Below are 20374 nucleotides of genomic sequence, written 5' to 3'. Positions count from 1 at the left end.
TAGCGGCCGAGCAGCCTTTGCTGCGCAGGGCTGGGCTGCGCTGACATCATCGGTCGACCGTCGGGATAGCGTTTGGCGAGCGTCTCGCGCGCCCGCTGCAGCGCGCTGTTGATCGAGGCGGTCGAACCGTCGAGCAGCGCCGCGGCCTCGACGGCAGACCAGCCAAGAACGTCGCACAACAACAGCACGGCGCGCTGGCGCGGCGGTAGTTCCTGGATCGCCGCAACAAAAGCAAGCTGCACCGCCTCTCGTGACGCATAGCGTGCCTCCGGGGTCGGTGCGTCGTCGGCGATCCCTTCCAGTTCCGAGCCTGGATATGGCTCGAGCCACGCCACGTCGGTTGCAGCTCGGCCGTCCGGCATCTCGGTGGTGGCAGGCGCGCGTTGGTCAGGCAGCCAGCGCTGCTGGTGCTTGCGGCTTTCGAGCGCATTGATGCAGGCGTTGGTGGCGATCCGATAGAGCCAGGCGCGAAACGATCCGCGCCCCTCAAACTTGTCGAAGCCGCGCCAGGCGCGCAAATAGGTCTCCTGTACGAGATCTTCGGCTTCGTGCAGGGAGCCAAGAATGCGGTAACAATGCAGCTTGAGTTCGCGGCGGAACGGCTCGGCAAGCCGTTCAAACGCTGGGTCTGAACGCGCCGGGACTTGCTTCTCGGGCGATGGTTCCGCCGCTGCCATTGCCATCGATATGAGACCTCTGGTCGCCGTCTTCAATGGCTTTATCATTCCTGCACCGCTTCGCGGCCGTTGCCGGAGACGATGAAGGCTTTTCCCCTGGACTGATCCGGGTTCGTCACCAGTTCGATGACTGCCGTTGCGACTTCCGACGAGGTCGGCGGCGCCGTCATGCTTTGAATGAAATCAACCGCGGATATTCCGAGATAGCGGGATAGCCCGCGACCGCATGCATCCCGAGTTCAGTGTCCGGCATGATGCGCGGCGCGAGCGCCGTGAAGCAGAGGCCGAGCCCGAGACGATCGGATTCCTTCTGGCTGTAGTTTGCCATGAATAGTTGCATGCGTTTGGCACCGGCATATCCGCCCGAATTGGGCGACCCTGCGAAGGCTGCGCCGCTTGCAATCAGGATAACGGAAGTGCCCGCGGGTAACGGCCGCGATAGCGCCGCCTTGCAGAAGTGAAACGCGACCTTGACGTCAGTTTCCCAATTGACGGCGAATTGTTGCCAGCTCAGCTCGTGAAGCGGCGCAGCGGGTGGAAACGCGCCAGCGCACACGACGAGGATATCGGGCCGCAGGGTGCCGAACACTTTTGACGGTGCCGCTTCATCCGTGGCGTCGAGCGGCAGGATTTCAATGCTGCTGACTTCTTCCGCCAATTGCCGGAGCGGCGCGTCTTGACGCGCGACTGCAAGCACGTGGGCGCCGTCGCGAACGGCGGCTTCCACGACCCGCCGCCCAACCCCTCGGCTGCCGCCGATCACAACCATGTTCTTGCCTGTCAATGGAAGCATTTTTCTCTCCCGCTGCCGGGCCGGTACACATCCGGCTCCCGTGTAAGACCGGCCCGGTGGCTCGAAATCATCGGAGCTCGACGACTTTTTTCAGCAGGCGACGCTAGTCGTCGAGGCTTCCAAGACTCAAATTGACAACGGTGCCGGTCATCGCGCTCGCTTGATCGGAGGCCATGAAGGCCGCCACATTGGCCATCTCCTCAAGCGTCGTCAGCCGTCGCATGTGGGTCCGGCTAGCGATCATCTCCTGGAACTGTTCGCGCGAAACGCCCCATGCCTTGGCGTGAAGCCCGAACACTTCCTTGATTGTGTCCGATTCCGGCATTCCCTGCGGTCGCAGACCGACCACCCGAATGCCCTGCGGCGCGAGCTCGGCGGAGAGATCGCGGGTGAGGGCTTCCACGGCGCTCATCGCCGGCGCGACGCCTCCCATCAACGGAATCGCGGTGCGCGAGGGGATCGACGTGACGGTCATGATCACACCCGATCGCTTCGCGACCATCCGCCGCGCGGCGAGCCGCGCGGTCAGGAAGTAGGATTTGGTGTAAGTCGCAATCGGAAGGGAGAATTGCGCGATATCCAGCTCGACCAGGGGAATACCTTGCAGCGCCGTGTTCGGGATCCCGATGGCATTGAAGGAGATATCGACGCGACCCGCTTTGTCGACCACGGACTGCAGGTGGCGGTCTATGGCCTGTTCGTCGAGCGCATCGACTTCGGCCGTCTCGGCAGTTCCTTCCGCCGACACACCCTCTTTGGCGATGGCTTCGACAGGGGCTCTGTGACGCCCGGTGAGAAACAATCTGGCGCCCTCGCGCGCAAAGGCGCGTGCGACAGCGCTGCCGACCGCGCCCCCGGCGCCGTAGATCACCGCAACCTTGTTCTTCAACAACATTTCTGGCTTCCTTGCTGTGTGCCCCAACCTAGTGTGTAGGACCAGCGCGGCGGCCAAGACTCACCGGTGTGCGGCGGACTTTTTTGCCGATGCCGGAGTTGTGATACCGGGTCGGACGGCGGGTCCCGGCACCGCAGCTGCGAGAAACACAGCAAACAAAGTTGCGGAGGAATATCGATGATTGGCTTGTTCTTCGAAGTTCAGACAAAGCCTGGGCACCGTGATCAGTACCTGAATCTCGCCGCTTCCCTGAAGCCCGAGCTTGAGGCCATGGGTGGCTGTCTCTTCATCGATCGTTTCACGAGTTTGACGCGAGAAAACCTGCTGCTGTCGTATCAGATCTGGCAGGATGAGGGGGCCCTGACTGGGTGGCGAGCCCATGCTCACCATCATGATGTTCAGACCATCGGCCGCGAGAAAGTCTTTTCGGACTATCGCATCCGGGTCGCCCAGGTCATCCACGAAGCAAGGCCCGGACAGCCGATCTGGCAGCCCGAGCGGCGCACGCCTTACAACGATCCGGCACGACGCAAGCCGACATATGTGCTGGCGGCAGAATCGAAGAATGCCACGCTTCCGGCAGAGACCGGATGGCGCCGTGACGCTTTCGCAAGCGTCTATCGTGAGGGGCATTTCGCGCACCTCATCGATCTACCAAACGATCAAGCCGGCATCGAATTCGGCGCTAGACTGTTCGCCGATCCGACAACCGAGTACTTCCGCATTTTCGAGGTCATGCGCGACTACGGCATGTTCGAACGAGCCGAAGCGCCGCAATACTACCCGCCGGTCGAGAGAGCCCGATCGTAGGGTGGGCAAAGGCGCATTAGCGCTGCGCCCACCACCCTTCGTCGACATTTTACGAACGAGGTGGGCACGCTTCCGCTTTGCCCACCCTACAAATCTACGCCGAAATCGCCTTCGCCGACTCCACCTGGTTGCGCAGCATGAACTTTTGAATTTTGCCGGTGGATGTCTTGGGAATGGTGCCGAACACCACCGCCTTTGGCGTCTTGAAGCCTGACATGTGGCTGCGGCAGAACGCGATGATCTCGGCCTCCGTCGCCTTGGCGCCTTCCTTCAATTCGACGAAGGCGCAGGGCACTTCGCCCCATTTTGAATCGGGCTTGGCCACAACGGCTGCGAACAGCACGGCCGGGTGCTTGTAGAGGACGTCCTCGACTTCGACGGAAGAGATGTTTTCGCCGCCGGAGATGATGATGTCCTTGGAGCGGTCCTTGATGATGACGTAGCCGTGCTCGTCGAGCACGCCGAGATCGCCGGTGTGAAACCAGCCGCCGGCGAAAGCTTCCTGCGTCGCCTTCTCGTTCTTCAAATAGCCCTTCATCACGATATTGCCGCGGAACATAACCTCGCCGATGGTTTCGCCATCGCGCGGCACCTCCTGCATGGTTTCGGGGTCGAGCACGGTCACGGCTTCTTCCAGCGGGTAGGCCACGCCCTGCCGGCGCTTCATTTGGGCGCGCTGGTCGGCGGGCAGTTCGTCCCAGCCCGGCTGCTCGGCGCAGACGGAAGCGGGGCCGTAGACTTCGGTCAGTCCATAGACGTGCGTCAGCTTGATGCCGATGCTCTCGGCGCCCTCGAGCACGGCAACTGGCGGCGCGGCTCCCGCGATCAAGCCAACCACCGGGCGCGCGGCCTTGCCCTTCGGCGCGCCCGGCGCGTTGATCAGCGTGTTGTAGACGATCGGCGCGCCGCACATGTGGGTGACGCCGTGTTTTGGGATCAGCTCGAAGATTTTTGCCGGATCGACCTTGCGCAGGCAGACATTGATGCCGGCGGCAGCTGCGACTGTCCAAGGAAAGCACCAGCCGTTGCAGTGGAACATCGGCAGCGTCCACAGATAGACCGGATGCTGGCCGAGATTGCCGGCCAGGATGTTGCTGACGGCGTTGAGATAGGCACCGCGGTGATGGGTCACGACGCCCTTCGGATTGCCCGTGGTGCCTGAGGTATAGCTGAGCGCAATCGCGTCCCACTCGTCGGCGGGCAGCCTTGCGACAAAGCTCGGATCGCCTTGCGCGATCGCCGCCTCATATTCGAGTTCGCCGATGCGCTTGCCACCGGCAAAGGCAACGTCGTCGACATCGACGACGAAAGGTTTTGGGCCTTTCATCAGCGTCAGCGCTTCCGCAATCACGCCGGAAAATTCAGGGTCGACCAGAATGATTTTCGCCCCGCCGTGGTCGAGCTGGAAGGCTATCGATGGCGCATCAAGCCGGATATTGAGCGCGTTCAGCACGGCACCCGCCATCGGCACGGCGAAATGCACCTCGTTCATCGCAGGGACGTTCGGCAGCATCGCAGAGACCGTGTCGCCGTTTCCGATACCGCGGCCGGCGAGCCAGGACGCAAAGCGCCGGCAGCGTTCATGGGTTTCGGCCCAGGTAAAACTGCGGCCTTCATAGACCGTGCTGATATGCTCGGGATAAACGGCGGCGCTGCGGGCGAGGAAACTCAGCGGCGTCAGCGGCACGTAATTCGCGGGCGTCTTGTCCAATCCGATTGAGTACTGGTTCTGGGCTGCGCTCATTGGCTGTTTCCCATCTACAAAGGTTTGACCTTACAGGAACCCGATGGAAATCCACGGGAAGATCGCCACGATAATCAGGCCGACCATCAGCGCCAGCAGGTAACCCCAGATCGGCCGGATCCCCTCGGCCGGATCGACGCGTCCGATGGCGCAGGCCGCATAATAGCCCACTCCGAATGGCGGTGCGAATAGCCCGATACCCATCGCGAGAATAACGATCATCGCATAATGGACCTCGTGGACGCCGACGGCCCGCGCAATCGGAAACAACAACGGCCCGAACAGCACGATCGCCGGAATACCCTCGAGCACGCTGCCCAGGATCACGAATGCCACGATCGACACCGCGATGAAGGCCGCCGAGCCGCCGGGCAGGCCGGTCATGGCGGCTGCCAGCGTCCGCGAAAAGCCGGATTGTGTGAGGCCCCAGGCCATGCCGGTGGCGCAGCCGATGATCAGCAAGATCGCGCCCGACAGGCACGCGGTCTCGACCAACATTGGCACGATCCGCCGCCAGTCGAAATTGCGATAGATCAGGAGGCCGTAAATCAGGAAACCAACGATGAAGGCATAGACGATGCCGATGGTGGAGACCTCGGTCGCGGTCGCAATGCCCTCGACGACGGCGTAACGGATCACGAACGGCAGCGCGATCGCGGGCAGGGCGATGAGAAACGCGCGGGCGATCTCACGGGCGCTCGCCCGCGTGACGTGCCGCAAATCCTCGTTCCGGTAGCGCCACCACACCAGGGCCGACAGCGTGATCGCCAGCACCAGACCGGGCAATAGGCCGCCGGTGAATAGCGCCGCGATAGAGACGCCCGTCACCGAGCCGATGGTGATCAGCACGAGGCTGGGCGGAATGGTTTCGGTCTGCGCGCCGGTAGCGGAGAGCAGGGCAACCAGATCGCCCGGCTTGGCGCCTCGCGCCTTCATTTCCGGAAATAGCACCGGCGCGACGGCCGCCATGTCGGCAGCCTTGGAGCCCGAGATGCCCGATACCAGGTACATCGCGCCGACGAGGACATAATGTAGCCCGCCGCGAACATGGCCCAACAGGCTCGCCAGGAACGCCACCATGGCACGCGCCATGCCTGTCATTTCGATCAGCAGGCCCAGGAAGACAAACAGCGGCACCGACAGCAGGATGAGATGGCTCATGCCCTCGTCCATGCGCCCGACCAGCACCATCAGCGGCGTGCCGGTCGTCAGCGCCAGATAGCCGTAGGTCGCAAGCCCGAAGCCGAACGCAATCGGCACGCCGGCAAACACGCAGAAGCCGGCCACGCCGACAAAAAAGATGATCAGATTGAGGTTGCCGAGCGGCTTGAGCGAGCCCCTGAGCAGCCAGAATATCCCGATGATGAGCCCGACCGACAGGACGGCGCCCAGCACAGTGCGAATGTTGCTGGCGCGGGCCAATCGCAGCAACGCGAACAGCGCCATCAGGGCAATGCCGACCGGTAGCGCCGCGGCACGCCAACTGTTGAGTATCTGCAGCGCCGGCGTGGTGATGTAACTTTCCTCGTAGGCATATTCGTAAGCCGGCCAGGCGATCAGGATGAGAAACGCCAGCGCCGCTGAGGTTGCGACCAGATCGAGATAGGCGCGCATGGCGGGCCGCGCGTTCGCGACCACCGCCGTCATCCGCATGTGCTCAGCGCGGCGGAACGCAACGGCAGCGCCCAGCATAGCGAGCCACAGGAACAGGATTGACGCCAGTTCGTCCGACCAGATCAGCGGCCGGTGCAGCGCGTAGCGCGCCACCACGCCGGCAAACAGGATGACGATTTCGGCGACGACGAGCAGCGCTGCCGGAAACTCGACCAGCATTCCCAGGGCATGTTCGACGGAAGCCAGCAACGAACGGCGGCGAGGGGGCTGAGCCACCTCACCGCCAATGATCTCACTCAATTCGGCATGAGCCACGACGGCCCCTCACATGCGCTTAGGACAGCTTACCGACGGACTTTTCGAGCAGCTCCCAGGCCTGGTCGCCGTATTTACCTTTCCATTCCGCGTAGAAGCCGGCCGAGCGCAGCTTGTCGCGGAACGGCGTCACGTTGGGCTGGTTGAAGGTCAGGCCCTTGCCGGCCAGTTCCTGCTGCAGGCCGGCATTCAGCTTGGCGACGTCCTCGCGCTCCTTGACGGCCGCCGCATTGATGTTCTTGGCGACGGTCGTCCTGACATCCTCGGGCAGCTTCTCCCAAGCGCGGCGGTTCGCCAGGAACCAGAAGCCGTCCCACATGTGGTTGGTCAGCGAGCAGTATTTCTGCACCTCGTACAGCTTTGCGGTCGAGATGATCGCGAGCGGATTTTCCTGGCCTTCGACGATCTTGGTCTGTAGCGCCGAGTAAACTTCGCTGAAATTGATCGAGGCGGGCGCTGCATCGAACGCCTTGAACATCGAGGTCCACAACGGCGAAACCGGCACGCGGATTTTGAAGCCCTTGAGGTCTTCCGGGCCGTTGATCGGCTTGGTCGAGGATGTGGTCTGGCGGAAGCCGTTGTCCCAGATCTTGTCCATCACCACGAGGTTGGCCTTGGTGATCTCGCCGCGTATATAGGCGCCCAGGCCCCCGTCCATGGCCTTCCAGACCGTGTCGTAATCCGGGAACGCAAAGCCGATGCCGCTGATGGAGGCCGCCGGCACCAGCGTCGCCAGAATCAGCCCCGAGAGCGTGAAAAACTCGACACCGCCCGAGCGGATTTGGCTCAGCATGTCCGTATCGGAACCGAGCTGGTTGTTCGGAAAAATCTGCATGTCGAACCGGCCATTGGTCTCGGCCTTGATCGCGGCCGCCATTTCCTTGGCCCGCGCGTTCATCGGATGACCGTCCGGAAGATTATTGGCGTATTTGTAGGTAAATTCGGCGGTCTGGGCCCGCGCTACCAACGGCGCGCCAATGCCGCCCAAAACCGCTGACGCAGCGGATGCCTTGAGAAGCGTGCGTCGTGAAAAACTCATCTGGATCTCCCTTGAGAGTTATTGTTCTTGAGGTCCAACCTATAGGGACCTGCTGTCGCGGGGTCATCAACGATCTCGCGCCCGCGCTTATTGCAGCGGACGCAAGCCGCGGCAATATCGGTTTCTCCGGCGTAGAGAAATCGGCAGGCCAGCAGCGCACTCGGTGCACTCGGAACCTAGCCTTTATCTGAGTTGGCGCAGAAAGATTTCGGGCTAAATATTTGATCCAATTGCAGGTATAGATATTCCATAATATACCTTATGCGAATTTCGGATGGCTGATTAAGCAGCCAGCGTTCGTCAATCTGCATTGGAGCTCGCTGATTTCATCGCTGGTACGACCCCCCACTTCCCACCCACAATGCGGCTCCAGGCGAAACAGATTGCCCCGAGGCCGGTTGGTTCAGGCCGGCCGCAACGGAGGTCTCATCATGCAAGAACGCGTCAATGGTCCGATCGAATCTCGCGCCATTCCATTCGACACCGCCAAGCTCGATTCCCTTATGGAAGCGGCTGGACTTGATATCCTGGTCGCGACCTCCAAGCACAACATCCAATACCTGCTCGACGCTGAGCGGGCGATCTTCTTCGACTACATGGACGCGCTCGGCGTCAGCCGGTACTTGCCCGTCCTGATCTACCCGAAAGGTGCGCCCGACAAGGCGGCCTATATCGGGCACCGGCTGGAAACACACCAGCGGGCCGTGGCGCCGCTGTGGGTTGCGCAAGTCCGTACCGAGGGCAACGGTTCGGTGGACGCCATTTCGCTGGCGGCAAGCCTGATCAAGCGCGCGGGCGTGCCGATGAAGCGGATCGGGGTCGAGATGCCGTTTTTGCCGATGGACGCCGGCAGGGCCCTTTCGCACGCCCTGCCCGATAGCGAAATCAAGGATGCACTGCTGGTGCTGGAGCGCCTGCGCGCAGTCAAATCGCCGGCGGAATTGGCCAAGCTGAAGAAGGCCTCGGAACTGGTGATCGAATCCATGGACGAGGTGATCGCAAACCACGGCCCGGGCACGACCAAGCAGCAGCTTTTCGACGCGCTGAGGATCGCAGAGGTCAAGCGCGGAATGACGTTCGAGTATTGCCTGCTGGCCTGCGGCGCCAGCCACAACCGGGCGCCTTCCGCCGACCGCTGGGGGACCGGTGATGTGCTGTCGCTGGATTCCGGCGGCAACTATCAGGGCTATATCGGCGATCTCGCGCGGATGGCGGTGCTGGGCGAACCGGACAGCGAATTGAAGGACCTGCTGGCGGAAATCGAAGCCGTCCAGCGGGCGGCATTCGCCGCAGTTCGGCCGGGCACGATGGGCGGCGAAATCTATGCCGCGGCGGAAAAGCGGCTCACACAGTCCAGCCAGCGCGACTGCACCGAATTTCTGGCGCACGGTATGGGGCTGGTCAGCCACGAGGCCCCTCGCCTGACGGCCAAGGGCCCGATTCCCTATGATGACCCGGACGCACGCCGCCCATTGGAGGCCGGCATGGTGGTGTCGATCGAAACGACGATGAAGCATCCCACGCGCGGCTTCATCAAGCTCGAGGACACGGTTGCGGTGACTGCAGCAGGCTACGAGATCTTTGGCGAAGGCAGCCGCGGCTGGAATATCGGGGGCAGCGCACTGGCGCGGTGAAGTTGTTCGTTTGCGTCTTGAAATCAACAAAGGCCCGGACTTCACGCCAGCGCAGTGGACCGGCGCGGGCGCCGGGTTCTTCGTTTCAGCAGCGATAGCTCGCTTTCTGGTGCTGGAGGGCTATCTGACGAAGAACTGGGCGGTCGTGCTTGTGTCGGCCTTTGCGGGCCGCCCGTGATCGTTACACGGTTGAAACGCAAAAGGGCGCCACGCAAGTCCATTGACTGAAGACCATGTGACTGAAGGTTGGACAGCCGTCCCGATGCGCGGTCACCCTCGAACGTTTGGCTTGCGGCTCAGCCCTTTTCCACGTCTCCGCCTGCGTCCAGCCAGCCTTTGAAGCCGCCGAGATTGCGTACGTTGCCGTAGCCCATATCCTTCAGCGTCTTTCCCACCAGCGCGGAACGCCCGCCGGACGCGCAGTAAGCAATGACCGTCTTGGTGCGGTCAAAGACCGCATCGTGCATCGCCGAAGCAGGATCCGCCCGGAACTCCACGAGGCCGCGCGGTATGGCGACGGCGCCCGGAATTTTTCCAGAGGCAGTGACTTCCGCCGGCTCCCGAACGTCGAGGAAAAGCACATCGGCCCTCCCCAGCAATCCCTTGGCTTCATCGGGAGTGATACGCGGGACTTCGGCATCGGCTTCGGCGAGCATCGATTGTACGGTTTTCATCGGGCCTTCTCCATCTGTGGGCTCGCCAGCAACGGCGGTGTTCTGATCTAAGCTCCCGCAAGGCGCGCCATGCTGGATCCGCAAGGTCGTCGCGGGTTGCGAGCGGCTATAGTCCATCCCGTTTTGATTTCGATCATGCAATTGGAGGATGCTGCGCTATATTTTCTGGTGTGGCAATCCCGCTGGTTGTCGCGGCAAATTCCGCCCCTTTGCTGACGCGAGCACACCGCGCGAAATCCGATGAGAATTGAGATTCTGTTACGACAACTTGATTAGCGCTCCGTTCGCATATCCAAACCGATTCTCGCTACTTTCCCCTGAACTTCGGTTTGCGTCGCTCCAGAAACGCTGCGACGCCTTCCTTGTGATCCTCGGTCATGCTCGCCAGCGCGAACTGGTCGACGTCCATATGGCTGGCGAGATCATCGAGCGCGTGCGCCAGGCGATTAACCGTCAGCTTGGTCATGGCAACCGACAGCGGCGGCTGAGCGGCGACTTTGGCAGCGAGTGCCATCGCGGCATCGAAGGCCTTGCCGGGATCGGCGACCTCCTCCACCAGCCGCCATTCGTAAGCCTCCGCGGCGGTGATGCGCTGGTCGGCCAAGATCACGGCCTGCTTAGTGCGCGCCGGTCCCATCAGGTGCAGCATGCGCGGCACGCTCTGCCAGCTCATATTCATGCCAAGCCCGATCTCGGGCACACGCATATGGGCGTCGCGGGCCATCACCCGGAAGTCCAGCGCAACCGCCAACGCTACACCGCCGCCGACGCAAAAGCCCTCGATGGCGCCAATGGTGATCTGCTCCATGTCCTGCCACGCCCGCGTCAGCCGAGGACCGAGCTTCAAGTGCCGGCGCAAGGCGCCGAGGTCCATGGTTTTGCGCGAGCGGCCTTCGGGGTCCTTCAGGTCGAAGCCCGCGCTGAAGGATTTGACGCCGCCCGTGAGCACCACGACCGAGGTGTCGCCATCATCCTCAAAACTGCGGGCGGCCTCGGTAAGCTGGCGCAGCGCTTCCGGCGACAACGCATTGATGCCGTCGCCGCGGTCGAAACGTACGACCGCGATGCGGCCCTCAGGCCCGAGGCCCTTTTCGATCTTTACAAATTCAGCCAACGCTCGGCCTCCCTGCCGTTATTTTCCAGACCTTAACCCAGAACTCGCCGGTTAGCCGCCCGCCTTCTTCGCAACCGGGCAATGCCGGAAGCCCGCAAATAATTTCGGCGAGCGAGCATCCTCTGCCGGTTCCCCGTCGTCTTGTTGTCGGAAACCTGCATCCGCGCGGTTCGCGGATCGGAGGAAACAGGAGCAATTGCGAATGAGCCTCTCATCGTATCGCTGGGTGATCGTTGGCGTCGGCGCCTTGATGACATGCGTCGGCATCGGCGCGATGTTCTCGCTGGCCGTTTATCTGGAGCCGATGGCGACCGAAACGGGATGGTCGCGCGCCGGAATTTCGGGTGCGATGACCATCGATTTCCTGACCATGGGCCTCGCCGGGTTTGCCTGGGGCGCGGCCAGCGACAGGTTTGGCACGCGCCCCGTTGTGCTGTGCGGTGCCCTGCTCCTGGGTTCGGGCCTGTTTCTCGCCAGCCGCGCGACTTCCCTGATCGAATTCCAGCTCGCCTACGGCATTCTTGTCGGCCTCGCCGCAGGCGCGTTCTTCGCGCCGATGATCGCAGCGGCGACGGTGTGGTTCGACAACAACCGCAGCCTTGCCGTCTCGCTGGTATCAGCAGGCATGGGCGTGGCGCCGATGACGATCTCACCGTTCGCGCGGTGGCTGATCTCGACCTACGATTGGCGTACTGCGATGATGATTGTGGGCTTGATGGCGTGGGCCTTGCTGATACCGGCCGCGCTGTTGGTCCGGCAGCCCCCGGTGGCGAAACCATCCGCCTTATCGGCGGCGGGCGCTGGCGGCGATTTGGGAGTGGAGTGGTCAGTCGCGGGCGCACTTCGCTCGCCCCAGTTCCTGGTGTTGGCGCTGACATTCTTCGCGTGCTGTGCCGCGCATTCCGGGCCGATTTTCCACATGGTCAGCTACGCCATGCTCTGCGGCATCCCGGCGATGACCGCGGTCAGCATCTATAGTGTCGAAGGCTTGTCCGGGCTCGGCGGCCGCCTCCTCCTCGGGGTGCTCGCCGATCGGCTGGGCACCAAACGGGTGCTGGTCTGCGGCCTCTTGGTGCAGGCGCTGGCGATCGGTACCTATCTCTACGTCAGCAAACTCGGCGAGTTCTATGCGCTCGCGATTGTGTTCGGGACCGCCTACGGCGGCGTGATGCCGCTCTATGCCGTGCTGACGCGCGAATATTTCGGGCCGCGGATCATGGGAACGGTGTTTGGCGCCGCCACCATGGTGTCGAGCCTCGGCATGGCGCTTGGTCCTTGGGCCGGCGGCGTGATCTTCGACACCTTCCATGACTATCGCTGGCTCTACATCGGCGCGCTAAGCGTCGGGCTCGGCGCGATGGCGATCGCAGTTGCCTTCCCGCCGCTGCCTTCGCGATCGGGCAAGCGGCTGCAGCCGGCTTAAAGATCGGCTTACAAATGGCCCGTGCGGTGGTGCTCCGGCTTGCCGCCGGGCACCGGGAAGCGGATCGTGGTGCCGAGCGTGATCCAGTTGGCGTTTTCGCCTGTGATGTTGCGGCCGTAGATCAATCGACCGAGAAAATCTCGTTCGGCCGGTAGCGTACACCGGTCTGAAAGCGCGGCTGAACCACGCCCGGCGTATCCGATTGGCCCGCCTGCCCAAAGGCTTCGATGGTCCACTGCAAGGTTTCCGTGAACTTCCAGTCGAACCCGATGCCGTACGTGAGATAATGCCGATCGACGCTGCGGTCCCATAGCCAGCCGCCGTTAAAATTGAGGCGCATGGTTTCGCTGAGTCGGAACGTCGCCGGCACGACGGCAAAGGCCGTGAGGTTTTCACCAGTCAGCGCATCGAACGAGCCGCCGGCATAAAACGAAAAGCCGAGCCTGCCGACGCCGGTCGGCGCGATGTTCGTCTTGGCCTTCGGCGCAAGCGTATTGCTCCACTCCCCGTCGCTATGCGCGCGGTTCATGTTCATGCTCAATTCAACCGGCCTGAACGGATTGACCACGCAGGAGGGGTTGGCGACGGCGGAAAAGTCGGTGTTGGAGGCCGACGACAGCCAGCTCTCAATCTTGCAAGAGCCAACTTCGGAAATATCGGCCGCATCGACCGCATAGGCACCGTTGGCCGCCTGCGCCTCCCGTGCGGAAAACCCAGCCAAAATGGCCGTGGCTGCCGCCATTTTGATGCGCCCTGCCCGGTGCCCCATATGGAAATGCTAGCAGAGTCTCTGCCTCGACATAGCCCGGATTTTGCGCCTATCCTCATAGCATGAGCGACCATGACCACGATCACCACGGCCGTCATCACCACGACCACGACCATTCCGAACTCTCGGAGACCGAGTTGCGCGTGCGCGCGCTGGAATCGATCCTGACCGAAAAGGGCTATGTCGACCCCGCCGCGCTCGACGTCCTGATCGATCTCTATGAAAAGAAGATCGGACCGCGCAACGGCGTTCGCGTGGTCGCCAAGGCATGGAGCGATCCGGCCTATCGCGAACGCCTGCTGAAGGACGCTACGGCTGCGATTGCCGAACTCGACTATTCCGGACGACAGGGCGAGCACATGGTCGTCGTGGAGAACACGCCCGAACAGCACAACATGGTCGTGTGCACGCTGTGCTCCTGCTACCCGCACCCTGTGCTCGGACTACCCCCGGTCTGGTACAAATCCGCGCCCTATCGCTCGCGCGCCGTCTCGGACCCGCGCGGCGTGTTGAAGGATTTCGGCGTGACGCTGCCGGACACCACCAAAATCCGTGTCTGGGATTCCACCGCCGAAATCCGCTACCTCGTGCTGCCGATGCGCCCTGAGGGTACTGAGGGCTGGAGCGAAGAACAGCTCGCCGAACTCGTCACCCGCGATAGCATGATCGGCACGGGCCTGCCGAAACAACCCGGCGAGATCACCTGATGGACGGCGCGCACGACATGGGCGGGGCCAAGGGTTTTGGGCCCGTCGTACCCGAGCCTAACGAGCCGGTGTTTCATGGCGACTGGGAGCGTCGCGCCTTCGCGCTGACGGTCGCCATGGCGCGTCCCGGCGGCTGGAACATCGATATGTCGCGGTTTGCGCGCGAGAACCGGCCGCCCGAGGATTACCTCAGCAAGAGCTATTTCGAGATCTGGCTGGCCGGGCTGGAAACGCTGATGATCGAGCGCGGGCTGGTGACGCGCGAGGAAGTCGAGGCGGGCAAAGTGCTGTCGCCGCCCATGCCTGGAATCAAGCCTATCGCTCCAAACGAGGTCACGCCGGCGATCCGCCGCGGTGGCCCGACCGAGCGCGAGCCAAAGCAGCCTGCGATGTTTGCGGTTGGCCAGACCGTGCGGATGAAAGACATCCACCCGGTGACGCATACGCGGCTGCCGCAATATGTCCGTGGCCATCTCGGCACCATCGAACTCAATCACGGCTGCCACGTCTTCCCCGACACCAACTCGCTAGGCCAAGGCGAAGACCCGCAATGGCTCTACACCGTGCGTTTCGACGGACCGGAATTGTGGGGCAAGGACGGCGATCCGACGCTCAGCGTCTCCGTCGACGCCTGGGAATCCTATCTGGAGCGCGTGTGATGAATCTGACCCCGCAACAGGCGATGCGCGCGGCCGTCGCCGTTCCCGGCGTGCCGCGCGATGAAGACGGCCCGGTGTTTCGCGAGCCCTGGGAAGCGCGCGCCTTCGCCATGGCGCTAGCGTTGCATGAGGCCGGTATCTTCAGTTGGAAGGAATGGGCGGAGACGCTGGGCGCGCAAATCAAGCGCGCGCAGGCCGAAGGCGATCCCGACACGGGAGAGACATACTACCGGCATTGGCTCGCGACGCTGGAAACGTTGGTCGCCGCCAAGGGCGTCACGACCTCAGATATCCTCCATCGCTACCGCGACGCCTGGGACCACGCCGCCGACCGCACCCCGCACGGCGCGCCGATCGAGCTGACGCCCGAAGATTTCGGCTAATACCGCCGTCACTTCGAGCGAAGCGAAGCAATCCATGCATCTGCAAACGCAAGAACGGATTGCTTCGTCGCTTACGCTCCTCGCAATGACGCATTGCCCACATACTCCCGCCAGCCCTTCGCCCGCAATGCGCAGGCCGGGCATTCGCCGCAGCCATAGCCCCAATCGTGCTGAGCACCGCGCTCACCGAGATAGCAGGTGTGGGAGTGCTCGCGGATCAGGTCGACCAGCCCTGCCCCGCCGAGCTCATACGCGAGCTTCCAGGTCGACGCCTTGTCGAGCCACATCAGCGGTGTATGCAGCTCAAAATTTTTGGCCATGCCGAGATTGAGCGCGGACTGCAGTGCCTTGATGGTCTCGTCGCGGCAGTCCGGATAGCCGGAGTAATCGGTCTCGCACATGCCGCCGATAATGTGGCGGATGCCCCGCCGGTACGCCAGCGCCGCCGCGAAGGTAAGGAACACCAGGTTGCGGCCGGGCACGAACGTATTGGGCAGGCCGTTCTCGCCCATGGCAATGGCGACGTCGCGCGTCAGCGCGGTATCGGAAATTTCTGCCAGCGTCGGGATTTCTAGCGTGTGGCTCTCGCCGAGTTTTGCCGCCCAATCCGGCCGCAACGATTTCAGGCCGGACAGCAGCCGGTCGCGGCATTCAAGCTCGATCGCGTGGCGCTGGCCGTAGCTAAATCCGAGCATTTCGACGCGCGCAAAGCGCCGCAAGGCCCAGGACAGGCAGGTGGTGGAATCCTGCCCGCCGGAGAACAGCACCAGCGCGGTTTCGGACAAGGATTGGTCGCTCATAAGGGCCAATAGCACTCCCGCGCCTCGAGGCCAACCGGTGGAAATTGCTCGATTTCAGCGCGTTCCGCTGGGATCGGTCGACCGTCTGCGGCATAAAGCGGCCTGTCCCTCTAAGCGACGGAAATCTCATGACCCCTTCCCGCGATATTTCCCGCCTCATCGAGATCATGGCGGCATTGCGCACGCCCGTCACGGGTTGCCCGTGGGACCTCGAACAGAACTTTTCCACCATCGCGCCCTACACCATCGAAGAAGCCTATGAGGTGGCCGATGCGATCACGCGCGGCGATCTCGATGATCTGCGCGAGGAACTCGGCGATCTCCTGCTGCAGGTCGTCTATCACGCCCGCATGGCGGAAGAGCAAAACGCCTTCGCCTTCGACGACGTGGTCGAAGCAATCACAAGGAAGCTGATACGCCGCCATCCGCATGTGTTCGCCGACAAGGACGGCAATATCGCCCCCGCTGGCGTCAAGAGCGCCTGGGAGCGCATCAAGGCCGAGGAAAAGGCCGAGCGCGCCGCGCGGCGTCAGCCGAACGAGACGGCGCACAAATCGCTGCTCTCCAGCGTCAAGGCGGGCCAGCCGGCGCTGACGCGCGCGATGGAACTGCAGCGCAAGGCCTCCACCGTCGGATTTGACTGGAACGACCCTCGCGCAGTGCTCAGCAAGATTCGAGAGGAGGCCGATGAGATCGAAGCGGCGCTCGACCGCAAGGATGCTGCCGAACTCGCGGATGAAACCGGCGACCTCCTGTTCGCGCTGGTGAATCTGGCCCGCCACGTCGGCGCCGATCCGGAAGCCGCGCTGCGGGGTACCAACGCCAAGTTCGAACGCCGCTTCGCCCATATCGAGCGCGTGCTGGCGGCAAAAGGCCGCTCGCTTGAGGACGCAACACTCGCCGAAATGGATATGTTGTGGAACGAGGCCAAGGGAGCTGAACAGCCGGCCGCATCAGCCTCAGCGCGGAGTGATCGGAGATAAGAGGCACGTTCGTGCGACAATTACGCCACGCGCGGTACGGCATCAAACCGCGACACCACGATGTCGCGCTTGGTCTCATCGACGCGCACGGTCATGTCGAACCGTCCGTCCCGGAGCTCCTTGTTGAGCACCTCGGCATTACGGTGCAGCCAACTGATGCCGGCGCCGTCGGAAGCGTCGATCGAGAGGTCGAGAGTTGTGCGCGTCGCCGCCAGGCGGTCCTCGATCGCGGTCAGCAACGCCTCGATCCCCTCGCCTGACGCGGCGGAGACCAGGAAACACGGTCGTTCCGGCGGTCGCCGCGCGGCGATGTTGCGCAGGTTCTCGCGTTCCTCGGGATCGAAGCGATCGATCTTGTTCCAGACTTCGAGGATGCGTGCACCGGCATCTGGATCGATGCCGAGCTGACGCAGCACGGCGTCGACGTCACGCTCCTGCGCCTCCGCGTCCTCATGCGAGATGTCGCGGACGTGGAGAACGATATCGGCTTCCAGCACCTCTTCCAGCGTGGCGCGAAACGCCGCGACGAGCTGCGTCGGCAGGTTGGAAATGAATCCGACGGTGTCCGAGAGCATCGCCTTGCCGCCATGCGGCAGGCTCAGCGCGCGCAAGGTGGGATCGAGGGTTGCAAACAGCATGTCGGCCGCCTGCACGTCGGCGCGTGTGAGCCGGTTGAACAGGGTCGATTTGCCGGCATTGGTATAGCCGACCAGCGCGACGACGCGGTACGGCACGCGTTGCCGGCCAGCGCGATGCAACCGCCGCGTCGCCTGAACCTTCTTCAGTTCGTTTTCCAGCCGCGTGATGCGGTCGCCGATCAGGCGGCGGTCCGCCTCGATCTGCGTCTCGCCGGGGCCGCCCATGAAGCCGAAACCGCCGCGCTGGCGCTCCAGATGGGTCCAGGATCGCACCAGGCGGCTACGCTGATAGTTCAGATGCGCGAGCTCGACCTGCAGCGCGCCTTCCTTGGTCTTGGCGCGGCGGCCGAAGATTTCCAAAATCAGCCCGGTGCGATCGAGCACCTTGGTGTTCCAGGCCTTCTCGAGGTTGCGCTGCTGGATCGGCGACAGCGCACAATCCATCACCACAAGTTCGATGTCATGGCCCGCGATCAGCCCGGTGATCTCCTCAACCTTGCCCTTGCCGAGGTAAGTCGCTGGACGGATCTGGCTGATTGGCGCAATCAGCGCGTCAGCGATTGTGAGGTCGATGGCGCGCGCCAGACCCGTTGCTTCCTCGAGCCTGGCCTCAGAATCGCGCGTAGCCTCATTCGCCTGCGCGTCGGCATCGCCGCGGCGCATTCGCAAATAAGGGCCGATCACGATCGCCCGCCCGCTTTGTTTGCCCCCCGCCGACCGCGGACGGTCGGCGTTCCCTTCACGGTCGAAGGGTTCCAATCAGTTCACTCTCAAGCCGGAGCATCCTCGCCGCCTTCAAACAACTGAATCGGAGCGCCGGGCATGATGGTCGAAATCGCATGCTTGTAGACAAGCTGCGAGTGACCGTCGCGCCGAAGCAGCAAGCAGAAATTGTCGAACCAGGTGACTATCCCCTGCAGCTTTACTCCGTTGACCAGAAAGATCGTCAGTGGCGTTTTTGTTTTACGAACGTGATTTAGGAAGGTGTCTTGTAGGTTTTGTGCGCGGTCTGCCGCCATTGTTTTTGTCCCGCCGTCTTGTGCTTCTTTTTTATTAAGCCGGCTTTTTGCTCTCTCACGGAGCCTGCCCCGACCTGCCGGCGTCCCCTGAGATCCCCCTCTGGTCGGCTCGGCCGGACGATTAGAGGGTACGCGCGGTTTTTAGGCAAGCCGCTTCAGGCGTCACCGGCGCGGAACCCAGTGGCCATTCTCCATAGAAGTGCGGAAATAGATAAATATTCCAAAGCAAATGCATGGATTGGCTCAAAGCGAGAAATGAGCCGCTGATTTCGGCACGTGTCGAACAAGCGATTCACTCAGGCCTCAGCCGACCCCCAGCGCCTTGAGCTTGCGGTGCAATGCCGACCGCTCCATGCCGACGAATTCGGCCGTACGCGAAATATTGCCCGAGAACCGGCTGATCTGCGCGATCAGGTAGTCGCGCTCGAATACTTCCCGCGCCTCGCGCAGCGGCAGCCCCATGATGTGCTCGCCATTGTTGCTGGTCGGCATCGCCGGCACCATCGAGCCGACATCCTGAGGCAGCATATCGGCCGTGATGATCGCTTCCGGACCGCCGCCGGCCAGAATCATGACGCGCTCGACATTATTGCGGAGCTGGCGGACGTTGCCGGGCCAGACATGGGATTGCAATACCGCCATTGCGTCCTGGCCGATCTGCCGCTTCGGCAGGCCGGTCGCCGCCGAGATCTGATCCATGAAATAGTCGATCAGTTCGGGGATATCCTCGCGGCGTTCCGACAGCGGGGGAACGCGGATCGGCACCACTGACAGTCGATGGTAGAGATCCTCCCGGAATCGCCCTTCCGCGATCTCTTCCTCCAGGTTGCGCGCCGTCGAGGAGATGATTCGGACGTCGACATGAATCTTGGCGGTGCCGCCCGAGCGCTGAAAGGTCTGATCGACCAGCACGCGCAGGATCTTGTTCTGGGTCTCGCGCGGCATGTCGGCGATTTCGTCGATGAACAACGTGCCGCCGTGGGCCTCTTCCAGCGCGCCAGGCTTGCGCGGCTGCTCGCCGTTCGTCTGCTCGATGCCGAACAACTCGACTTCCATCCGCTCCGGGGTGATCGCCGCGGCGTTGATGACGACGAACGGTCCTTCTGCACGGCTCGATGCATTGTGCAGCGTACGCGCCGCCAGTTCCTTGCCCGAACCGGAGGGGCCGACGATCAGGATACGGCTGTTGGCCTTGGCCGCGCGGTCGATGGTCTGGCGCAACTGGTTCATGCAGGCGGAGCGTCCGGTAAGAACGCTCGCGGTGGGAGCCAGTTGCTTGAGTTCCTTCACTTCGCGCTTGAGGCGCGAGGTCTCCAGCGCCCGCGTCGCCACCAGGATCAGCCGGTCGGACTTGAACGGCTTTTCGATGAAGTCATAGGCACCGCGCTTGATCGCCGCCACCGCGGTCTCGATATTGCCGTGGCCGGAGATCATCACCACCGGAACGTCGGCGTGCTCCTTCTTGATTTGCTCGAGCAATTGCAGGCCGTCGAGCTTAGAGCCCTGCAGCCAGATATCGAGAAACACCAGATGCGGGCGGCGGTTCGAAATCTCGGCCAGCGCCGAATCGCTGTCGCGCGCGGTACGGGTCTTGAAGCCTTCGTCCTCCAGGATGCCCGCAACGAGGTCACGAATATCGGCTTCGTCGTCGACAATCAGAATGTCACTGGCCATGGGTTACACC

Annotated in this window: 20 protein-coding genes and 2 pseudogenes; 8 read left to right on the top strand and 14 right to left on the bottom strand. The window is 62.7% G+C overall.

The window, feature by feature from the left end:
* Window positions 1–38: 38 nt before the first annotated feature.
* From HCN58_RS36075 to HCN58_RS26005, 4 genes and pseudogenes are all read right to left on the bottom strand, one after another.
* Window positions 39–677, bottom strand: a pseudogene (locus tag HCN58_RS36075) (RNA polymerase subunit sigma-70); the annotation flags it as partial.
* Between the two features lie 44 nt (window positions 678–721).
* Complete coding sequence (locus tag HCN58_RS36825) at window positions 722–847, bottom strand: hypothetical protein (protein ID WP_283814627.1); 126 nt, start codon at window positions 845–847, stop codon at window positions 722–724.
* Window positions 844–1470: an SDR family NAD(P)-dependent oxidoreductase gene (locus HCN58_RS26010; protein ID WP_235983888.1), complete on the bottom strand. Its 627-nt coding sequence runs from the start codon at window positions 1468–1470 to the stop codon at window positions 844–846. Before HCN58_RS26010 ends, HCN58_RS36825 begins: the two co-directional genes overlap by 4 nt.
* Window positions 1471–1573: 103 nt before the next feature.
* Window positions 1574–2422, bottom strand: coding sequence for an SDR family NAD(P)-dependent oxidoreductase (locus tag HCN58_RS26005; protein WP_210266154.1), 849 nt, complete (start codon window positions 2420–2422; stop codon window positions 1574–1576).
* Between the two features lie 120 nt (window positions 2423–2542).
* On the opposite strand from HCN58_RS26005, the gene HCN58_RS26000 reads away from it, so the two are divergent.
* Window positions 2543–3175, top strand: a complete 633-nt coding sequence (locus HCN58_RS26000) for an antibiotic biosynthesis monooxygenase family protein (RefSeq protein ID WP_171582228.1) — start codon at window positions 2543–2545, stop codon at window positions 3173–3175.
* A gap of 94 nt (window positions 3176–3269) precedes the next feature.
* On the opposite strand, the gene HCN58_RS25995 is transcribed toward HCN58_RS26000, so the two are convergent.
* The 3 genes from HCN58_RS25995 to HCN58_RS25985 are packed head-to-tail and all read right to left on the bottom strand — an operon-like array spanning window position 3270 to window position 7887.
* Window positions 3270–4919, bottom strand: coding sequence for an acyl-CoA synthetase (locus tag HCN58_RS25995; protein ID WP_171582227.1), 1650 nt, complete (start codon window positions 4917–4919; stop codon window positions 3270–3272).
* A gap of 30 nt (window positions 4920–4949) precedes the next feature.
* On the bottom strand, window positions 4950–6848 hold the full coding sequence (locus HCN58_RS25990) for a TRAP transporter large permease (protein WP_171582226.1): 1899 nt from the start codon (window positions 6846–6848) through the stop codon (window positions 4950–4952).
* 19 nt (window positions 6849–6867) lie between these two features.
* The gene (locus HCN58_RS25985) at window positions 6868–7887 is read right to left on the bottom strand and encodes a TRAP transporter substrate-binding protein (protein ID WP_171582225.1); all 1020 of its coding nucleotides are present in this window, start codon (window positions 7885–7887) and stop codon (window positions 6868–6870) included.
* 431 nt (window positions 7888–8318) lie between these two features.
* Between HCN58_RS25985 and HCN58_RS25980 the strand changes: the two genes are divergently transcribed.
* The gene (locus HCN58_RS25980; protein WP_171582224.1) at window positions 8319–9521 is read left to right on the top strand and encodes a M24 family metallopeptidase; all 1203 of its coding nucleotides are present in this window, start codon (window positions 8319–8321) and stop codon (window positions 9519–9521) included.
* Between the two features lie 10 nt (window positions 9522–9531).
* The gene (locus HCN58_RS25975; protein ID WP_171582223.1) at window positions 9532–9699 is read left to right on the top strand and encodes a hypothetical protein; all 168 of its coding nucleotides are present in this window, start codon (window positions 9532–9534) and stop codon (window positions 9697–9699) included.
* Between the two features lie 118 nt (window positions 9700–9817).
* Here the strand turns inward: HCN58_RS25975 and HCN58_RS25970 are convergent, their stop codons facing one another.
* Together HCN58_RS25970 and HCN58_RS25965 are read right to left on the bottom strand one after the other, a co-directional pair.
* Window positions 9818–10312 (bottom strand): rhodanese-like domain-containing protein, encoded by a 495-nt coding sequence (locus HCN58_RS25970; protein WP_376701219.1) that lies wholly within the window; start codon window positions 10310–10312, stop codon window positions 9818–9820.
* 190 nt (window positions 10313–10502) lie between these two features.
* Window positions 10503–11309 carry an enoyl-CoA hydratase/isomerase family protein gene (locus HCN58_RS25965; protein ID WP_171582222.1) on the bottom strand — a complete coding sequence of 269 codons (807 nt, stop codon included), beginning with the start codon at window positions 11307–11309 and terminating at the stop codon, window positions 10503–10505.
* Between the two features lie 202 nt (window positions 11310–11511).
* Between HCN58_RS25965 and HCN58_RS25960 the strand changes: the two genes are divergently transcribed.
* The gene (locus tag HCN58_RS25960) at window positions 11512–12732 is read left to right on the top strand and encodes an MFS transporter (protein ID WP_171582221.1); all 1221 of its coding nucleotides are present in this window, start codon (window positions 11512–11514) and stop codon (window positions 12730–12732) included.
* Between the two features lie 8 nt (window positions 12733–12740).
* Here the strand turns inward: HCN58_RS25960 and HCN58_RS25955 are convergent.
* Window positions 12741–13474 (bottom strand): annotated as a pseudogene (locus tag HCN58_RS25955) (PA4824 family protein).
* Between the two features lie 89 nt (window positions 13475–13563).
* On the opposite strand from HCN58_RS25955, the gene nthA reads away from it, so the two are divergent.
* The 3 genes from nthA to HCN58_RS25940 are packed head-to-tail and all read left to right on the top strand — an operon-like array spanning window position 13564 to window position 15250.
* On the top strand, window positions 13564–14208 hold the full coding sequence (gene nthA, locus HCN58_RS25950; RefSeq protein WP_171582220.1) for a nitrile hydratase subunit alpha: 645 nt from the start codon (window positions 13564–13566) through the stop codon (window positions 14206–14208).
* Window positions 14208–14867: a nitrile hydratase subunit beta gene (nthB, locus tag HCN58_RS25945; protein ID WP_171582219.1), complete on the top strand. Its 660-nt coding sequence runs from the start codon at window positions 14208–14210 to the stop codon at window positions 14865–14867. The genes nthA and nthB overlap by 1 nt, the downstream gene beginning before the upstream one ends.
* Window positions 14867–15250: a nitrile hydratase accessory protein gene (locus tag HCN58_RS25940; RefSeq protein WP_171582218.1), complete on the top strand. Its 384-nt coding sequence runs from the start codon at window positions 14867–14869 to the stop codon at window positions 15248–15250. Before nthB ends, HCN58_RS25940 begins: the two co-directional genes overlap by 1 nt.
* Window positions 15251–15321: 71 nt before the next feature.
* Here the strand turns inward: HCN58_RS25940 and queC are convergent, their stop codons facing one another.
* On the bottom strand, window positions 15322–16050 hold the full coding sequence (gene queC, locus HCN58_RS25935; RefSeq protein WP_171582217.1) for a 7-cyano-7-deazaguanine synthase QueC: 729 nt from the start codon (window positions 16048–16050) through the stop codon (window positions 15322–15324).
* A gap of 128 nt (window positions 16051–16178) precedes the next feature.
* On the opposite strand from queC, the gene mazG reads away from it, so the two are divergent.
* A complete protein-coding gene (gene mazG / locus HCN58_RS25930; RefSeq protein WP_171582216.1) occupies window positions 16179–17033 on the top strand; it encodes a nucleoside triphosphate pyrophosphohydrolase in 855 nt (284 codons plus the stop codon).
* 20 nt (window positions 17034–17053) lie between these two features.
* Here mazG and hflX read toward each other — a convergent pair whose 3' ends face one another.
* From hflX to ntrX, 3 genes are all read right to left on the bottom strand, one after another.
* Window positions 17054–18430 carry a GTPase HflX gene (gene hflX, locus HCN58_RS25925; protein WP_171582215.1) on the bottom strand — a complete coding sequence of 459 codons (1377 nt, stop codon included), beginning with the start codon at window positions 18428–18430 and terminating at the stop codon, window positions 17054–17056.
* A gap of 11 nt (window positions 18431–18441) precedes the next feature.
* Window positions 18442–18690, bottom strand: a complete 249-nt coding sequence (gene hfq, locus HCN58_RS25920) for an RNA chaperone Hfq (protein WP_006020546.1) — start codon at window positions 18688–18690, stop codon at window positions 18442–18444.
* A 303-nt stretch (window positions 18691–18993) separates the two neighbouring features.
* Entirely contained in the window at window positions 18994–20364 is a 1371-nt protein-coding gene (gene ntrX, locus HCN58_RS25915; RefSeq protein ID WP_171582214.1) for a nitrogen assimilation response regulator NtrX, read from the bottom strand.
* Window positions 20365–20374 lie beyond the last annotated feature (10 nt).

It is taken from the genome of Bradyrhizobium australiense (assembly GCF_013114825.1).
In the GTDB taxonomy this organism is placed as follows: domain Bacteria; phylum Pseudomonadota; class Alphaproteobacteria; order Rhizobiales; family Xanthobacteraceae; genus Bradyrhizobium; species Bradyrhizobium australiense.
The sequence above is the reverse complement of the archived record's forward strand: the minus strand, read 5'-3'. Positions and strand labels throughout refer to the sequence as shown.

Excerpts from the sequence above, each read along its gene's own strand:
- nthA (WP_171582220.1), top strand. The coding sequence starts at position 13,564 with ATGAGCGACCATGACCACGATCACCACGGCCGTCATCACCACGACCAC.
- HCN58_RS36825 (WP_283814627.1), bottom strand. The coding sequence starts at position 847 with ATGACGGCGCCGCCGACCTCGTCGGAAGTCGCAACGGCAGTCATCGAA.
- HCN58_RS25995 (WP_171582227.1), bottom strand. The coding sequence starts at position 4,919 with ATGAGCGCAGCCCAGAACCAGTACTCAATCGGATTGGACAAGACGCCC.
- hfq (WP_006020546.1), bottom strand. The coding sequence starts at position 18,690 with ATGGCGGCAGACCGCGCACAAAACCTACAAGACACCTTCCTAAATCAC.
- nthB (WP_171582219.1), top strand. The coding sequence starts at position 14,208 with ATGGACGGCGCGCACGACATGGGCGGGGCCAAGGGTTTTGGGCCCGTC.
- HCN58_RS25985 (WP_171582225.1), bottom strand. The coding sequence starts at position 7,887 with ATGAGTTTTTCACGACGCACGCTTCTCAAGGCATCCGCTGCGTCAGCG.
- HCN58_RS25970 (WP_376701219.1), bottom strand. The coding sequence starts at position 10,312 with ATGGACTATAGCCGCTCGCAACCCGCGACGACCTTGCGGATCCAGCAT.
- HCN58_RS26000 (WP_171582228.1), top strand. The coding sequence starts at position 2,543 with ATGATTGGCTTGTTCTTCGAAGTTCAGACAAAGCCTGGGCACCGTGAT.
- HCN58_RS26010 (WP_235983888.1), bottom strand. The coding sequence starts at position 1,470 with ATGCTTCCATTGACAGGCAAGAACATGGTTGTGATCGGCGGCAGCCGA.
- HCN58_RS25960 (WP_171582221.1), top strand. The coding sequence starts at position 11,512 with ATGAGCCTCTCATCGTATCGCTGGGTGATCGTTGGCGTCGGCGCCTTG.
- HCN58_RS25940 (WP_171582218.1), top strand. The coding sequence starts at position 14,867 with ATGAATCTGACCCCGCAACAGGCGATGCGCGCGGCCGTCGCCGTTCCC.
- mazG (WP_171582216.1), top strand. The coding sequence starts at position 16,179 with ATGACCCCTTCCCGCGATATTTCCCGCCTCATCGAGATCATGGCGGCA.
- queC (WP_171582217.1), bottom strand. The coding sequence starts at position 16,050 with ATGAGCGACCAATCCTTGTCCGAAACCGCGCTGGTGCTGTTCTCCGGC.
- ntrX (WP_171582214.1), bottom strand. The coding sequence starts at position 20,364 with ATGGCCAGTGACATTCTGATTGTCGACGACGAAGCCGATATTCGTGAC.
- HCN58_RS25980 (WP_171582224.1), top strand. The coding sequence starts at position 8,319 with ATGCAAGAACGCGTCAATGGTCCGATCGAATCTCGCGCCATTCCATTC.